Raw genomic sequence first — 4,870 nt, forward strand, 5'->3', positions numbered from 1 at the left:
ATCCTTAAACCGTGATTTTTACGTTCAGCAATGATAACTATCTTATCTCAGTTATATCTCCTATAATCCCTTCACAGTAAGCTTTTTATCTTTTGTAGACAAGTCTAATATGTAATTATCACAGCATCGCTATCTTGTTGAACATTTTCACCTAGCAACCCCCCTTCTAATCGAGTTTTCAATCGGCGCTGAAGTCCAAAAGCATACTCTTCATTTGTACCATCAGTTACTTCTACTGAATCAGCTTGCCACTTTTTTCCTAAGTCCAAAAGTTGAGATACTTTTGTGTCTTCGTTTTGGGTAAGAATGTATAAAGTATCAGCTGGATAAGCTACAAAGTGAATAATACTAGTTTCAGACATTGGCCGATAATTTGCCATTGCCAAAAGGGTATCAATTACACCACTAAAACTTAACCCGTTTTCATCTGGTGCAAAGATTGGTTTTGTGAACAGAAAGCTTGCCCATAAATCTGTGCGCGAAGCAAGGTCAGTTATCACCTGTTCTCCGTTAAATCGATTAAACTGACGCTGCCAAACCAACGCAGCAAAAAGTTCTTGGGGAGAATAAGATTGAGCAATTAATTGTATTTTGCTTAAGTCAAGCATTGCTGTTGTTTCGTTAGTTGCTTCGCTTACCTTGTGTAAATTTTAGAACCTATCAGCTTCCAAAGCTTACAATGCAAACAAAACAAAAGGATTTATCGTATTATATATGTAATATATTGTATATACATAACATTCTATGCGAATTGAACCATACCAAGATAGTCAACTTGATACCATCAAAAGTCTTTCACTTCGGGCGTGGAGTCCGGTCTTCGATTCGATTCAAAACGCAATGGATATTGATGTGTACCGATCATTCTATCCTGATGGTTGGCAACTTAGCCAGCTTAGTGCTGTCGAGTCCGTCTGTACTACAGCAGACATGAAGGTGTGGGTTGCCATCATTTCTAGTTTAGCTGTGGGCTTTATAGCCGTGAAACTCCATGCAGACAGTAGTATGGGAGAAATCTACATGATTGCTGTTGATCCTGATTATCAACGTCAAGGCATTGGAGCCGCGCTCATCGAGTTCGCTCTTAATTGGATGAAAGCGGCGGGAATGTCTATTGCTATGGTCGAAACCGGAGGCGACTCTGGTCATGCACCAGCACGCTGTACCTATGAAAAACTGGGTTTTGAATTGTTCCCAGTTGCTAGATACTTTAAGAAGTTGTAAAGGGCTTTCCCCCTGTGATCGCCATTGTCTTTGGCTAAGATTTGGCATACCTCACCGATTTAGTGGCTGTTGGGTAGTTGCACCCTTTACATACTAAAGTGAATAAAAGCTGCACGAAACGCGATGAACCATACTGCAAGAGTGGCAAGTAGGTAGAGGTAGAACCGAAGTATAACGAGATTGAATGTGCAATGAACCACACTATGCAAGACACGAAACAAAACGAAAATCCACGCAGCATTCACATAGACTGTATCCACCTGCTGCGTGATAAACAAATAAAGTAAAAGCGCATAAAAAAGTACCGGAATCTCAAACAGGTTTTTCAGATTATCAGATGGATTAAATACACTTGGGGGTGAAATTTGTGCCAGTGTATTAGGTACAGCTAGGTCTTGGGGTTTAAGCTTTCTAGTTGTGATGAAACTAATACGACGAATGTACATATACACCCAGACCAGAAATGTTAAAAACATTGATGCAAAAAAGGGGCTAAAAATTGCGTCTTGTCTCATTGGTTCCTCTTAAATTTTTTCATTCTGCTGATGGGTAGAGCATAAAGCTTGCTATACAATGCGTGTAGAATTTCTTGATTACTTCTTATCTCAAAATTGAATTGAGATTAAAGTTAATATAGTCTCTGTCCTGCAATGCTCCTAGACCTCGAAAGAGTACACTTGAGTCAAATTTACTCATGACAATTCCCCTAAAGCTGATTTTTGAAACCATCAACCAAGCCCCTAGTGAGCATGAACTACGATTACAAGTTGTGCCACAAATTGGTGAGTATTTTGCGGCAAAAAGGTATTCCATCTTTTTCTTCGAGCAATTATCCTTCACTACTAATAAAAATCTTCAGAAAATTCTCAAAATTGCATTATCGATTGAACACAATCCCATAGCGCGTTATTTGGTAGAGCGTCATGCGCCTGTTCACGAAGCATTGGTGATGTCACCAAAGGCTTGGAACATCATTTGCCCTCGCCGAGATCATTGGCACGTCATGGCGGGGCCAATAATTAACCGCCATCAATTAGTCGGCGTAGTGGGTTGTACCCGTGAAAAGTCAATGCCTGCCTTTGATACACAAAATCTCACCGATTTGAGTTCTATTTGCTTGCACCTATCTGTTTGGGCTGCAACAGTTGATTCACAATTCACTGTCACAACAAAGTCGCAGTACTATCCTTTTCAAAGCGATGCCTGTGGCGGGCTACGCCAACGCTTAACACCTCGTGAGTTGCAAATTGCTCAATTAGTTGCTTCAGGGCTAACTAATGCAGAAATTGGGCATCAGCTTTGGATTACTGAAAATTCCGTCAAGCAAGCTTTAAAGCGAATGTTTCGTAAGCTTGAGGTTTCCTCTCGTGCAGAGATGGTTGCACAACTGTTAGCTAGAAAGCATTATTCACCAGAGGCAAATCTAGATTCATTAAGTAATCAATATTAAAGTCATCTTGCCAAGAGTTAAAAGGCTGGTTTTTTACCGTAATGAATTGTTTCTCAAGCATGAAGACAAATATCATTCTTATGCTTATTTTTTAAGCAATAACAATAATTTATAAACATTTAATCAGCAAAATTGTAATTTTTGGTTTATGGCAAACGGTTTACTGGTAAGGGTATTACAACTGTGAAGTGCATATTTAAAAAAGTAACCACAATTCGCTTTGGTAAATTAACATGGAATAGGATCACTTGGGTATTATTACTTGACATTTTAATTGTCACGTCGATAATTATGTCCAATTTGGTGAGAGCGCAAGACGAACGAATAACGATACGTCTAGATGGGGTTAGTTTTTGAAAAACCCTTTGTTCTTTACATCGGGTAACAAATCTGTATATGTTTTCTGAAGTTAAAAAATGTCTCGTGTTAGCCGTACCTTTAGCAGCAGCACAATTAGCTCAATCTGCAACCGCTTTTGTGGATACGGTAATGATGGGCTGGCTAGGAAGTCAAACCCTTGCATCTGGAGGTTTGGGAGCTGTTCTCTTTAGTTTCTGTCTGTTGATTGTTACTGGTATCGTTTCTGCTGTCAGCCCGTTAGCTGCCCAAGCATACGGAGCCGGAAATAAAGAAAAAGTTGGCACAATTGTCCGGCTTGGACTTGGAATATCTCTGGCATTAGGAATACCAATTACACTACTACTTTACAATGGAGGTGCTTTATTACTTCTACTAGGACAGGATGCTCACACAGTAGCATTAACAGAGATTTATTTAAGAGCGATCGCACTGGGTTTTATTCCTGGTTTGGGCTTTGCAGTACTTAAAAGCTTTCTTTCTGCTCTATTGCAACCGCAATTAGTGATGGTGACTGTAGTTTTGGGTACTCTGCTCAACATCACAGCTAATTATGTGCTGATGTTTGGTAAATTGGGATTTCCTGCGCTAGGTTTAGCTGGTATCGGTTGGGCAAGCACACTCTCAATTTGGAGTATGTTTATTGCTTTGGCAGTTTATATATATAATCAGCCTCATTTTGCAGTTTACAGTATTTTTCGACCTTCGCCTCACGAAGCTTTTCCCCTAGAGCATCGCCGTGTCATCGGCGAGATTTTTCAGGTTGGATTGCCCATTGGAGGACTGATTGCAGTGGAAGCAGGACTGTTCACAGTCGTTACTTTCTTAATAGGACAATTAGGAACAAACGCTCTTGCTGCCCATCAAATCGCTTTACAAACAATTTCGATGTCATTCCAGATTGCACTAGGCGTTTCTTTAGCGATAACAGTACGTGTTGGGCAGTTAGTTGGACAAAATGACCTCCTTGCCACTCGTCTGGCTGGATATGTAGGCATTGCCATTGCTGCTCTATCTATGGGTGTAATAGGCATTACATTCTGGTTAGTGCCAAAGTCGATTATTTCTCTTTATATTGACATCAACGATCCAAACAATGCAGATGTAGTTGTCCTCGCCGTGAAATTGCTAGGAGTAGCGGCGATTTTTCAAATAGTTGACGGTGTACAAGTTACTGCCGCAGGAGCATTACGCGGACTAAAAGACACTCGGATTCCGATGTTGATTGGTATTTTTGCTTATTGGTGTGTTGGCCTATTCACTGGTTACACTTTCGGAATCTCGTCGGGTTCTGGAGCTATTGGTCTTTGGTGGGGACTAGCTATTGGTTTGGCAATCGCTGCAATAATCATGACTTGGCGATTCAGAAACAAAACAACTAACCACTATTGATTGAACTGGAGAATCCGCCATTGAGATTAATGCTTAGAGCGGACGCTTACGAACGGGATATGAGAGCAAAAGCAGACAGCTAAACAAAAAGAGTTGTCATCTCAGGGAATAGCAACTGTTGACTGATTTGATATTACTCTCCGTGGTTTGGTTTATTACATGGATTCGGACAATAACCCTGACATATCTAATACTCGTCCTGACCAAACACTAGCTTGCTCAGACATATTCGTGCGTTCGCTCTCATCAGACCAAAGACTATCAAACTTTATCTTCCATTTTGCTAGTTGAACTTGAATGTTAACCAATTCCTCGGCATATTCTGGTTCAATTTCTGCTGCTGTCCATTCAATAAAACATATAGTTTCATCTGCTACACTCTTAACAGCTTCAGGGTAAGCAGTATTACAAAACGTTCTCAGCCTAGCTAAATTAGATGCTATATGT

General features: G+C 40.3%; 6 protein-coding genes. 3 read left to right on the forward strand and 3 right to left on the reverse strand.

Translation table 11 applies throughout. The features are described from left to right. Positions 1-104: 104 nt before the first annotated feature. Entirely contained in the window at positions 105-608 is a 504-nt protein-coding gene (locus H6G14_RS32800) for a hypothetical protein (RefSeq protein ID WP_190573128.1), read from the reverse strand. A 136-nt stretch (positions 609-744) separates the two neighbouring features. On the opposite strand from H6G14_RS32800, the gene H6G14_RS32805 reads away from it, so the two are divergent. Next, the gene (locus H6G14_RS32805; RefSeq protein ID WP_190573130.1) at positions 745-1,224 is read left to right on the forward strand and encodes a GNAT family N-acetyltransferase; all 480 of its coding nucleotides are present in this window, start codon (positions 745-747) and stop codon (positions 1,222-1,224) included. Positions 1,225-1,310: 86 nt separating this feature from the next. Here the strand turns inward: H6G14_RS32805 and H6G14_RS32810 are convergent, their stop codons facing one another. Beyond that, the gene (locus H6G14_RS32810) at positions 1,311-1,739 is read right to left on the reverse strand and encodes an MAPEG family protein (protein WP_190573131.1); all 429 of its coding nucleotides are present in this window, start codon (positions 1,737-1,739) and stop codon (positions 1,311-1,313) included. Positions 1,740-1,918: 179 nt separating this feature from the next. On the opposite strand from H6G14_RS32810, the gene H6G14_RS32815 reads away from it, so the two are divergent. Then, positions 1,919-2,674 carry a LuxR C-terminal-related transcriptional regulator gene (locus H6G14_RS32815; protein WP_190573133.1) on the forward strand — a complete coding sequence of 252 codons (756 nt, stop codon included), beginning with the start codon at positions 1,919-1,921 and terminating at the stop codon, positions 2,672-2,674. Positions 2,675-3,070: 396 nt separating this feature from the next. Beyond that, positions 3,071-4,423: an MATE family efflux transporter gene (locus H6G14_RS32820; RefSeq protein ID WP_190573135.1), complete on the forward strand. Its 1,353-nt coding sequence runs from the start codon at positions 3,071-3,073 to the stop codon at positions 4,421-4,423. A gap of 155 nt (positions 4,424-4,578) precedes the next feature. Here H6G14_RS32820 and H6G14_RS32825 read toward each other — a convergent pair. Continuing rightward, positions 4,579-4,870: hypothetical protein (locus tag H6G14_RS32825; RefSeq protein ID WP_190573137.1), on the reverse strand; the 292-nt coding region annotated here is incomplete at its 5' end.

Origin of the sequence: Nostoc parmelioides FACHB-3921 (assembly GCF_014696625.1) — a bacterium.
Classification (GTDB): Bacteria; Cyanobacteriota; Cyanobacteriia; order Cyanobacteriales; family Nostocaceae; genus Trichormus; species Trichormus parmelioides.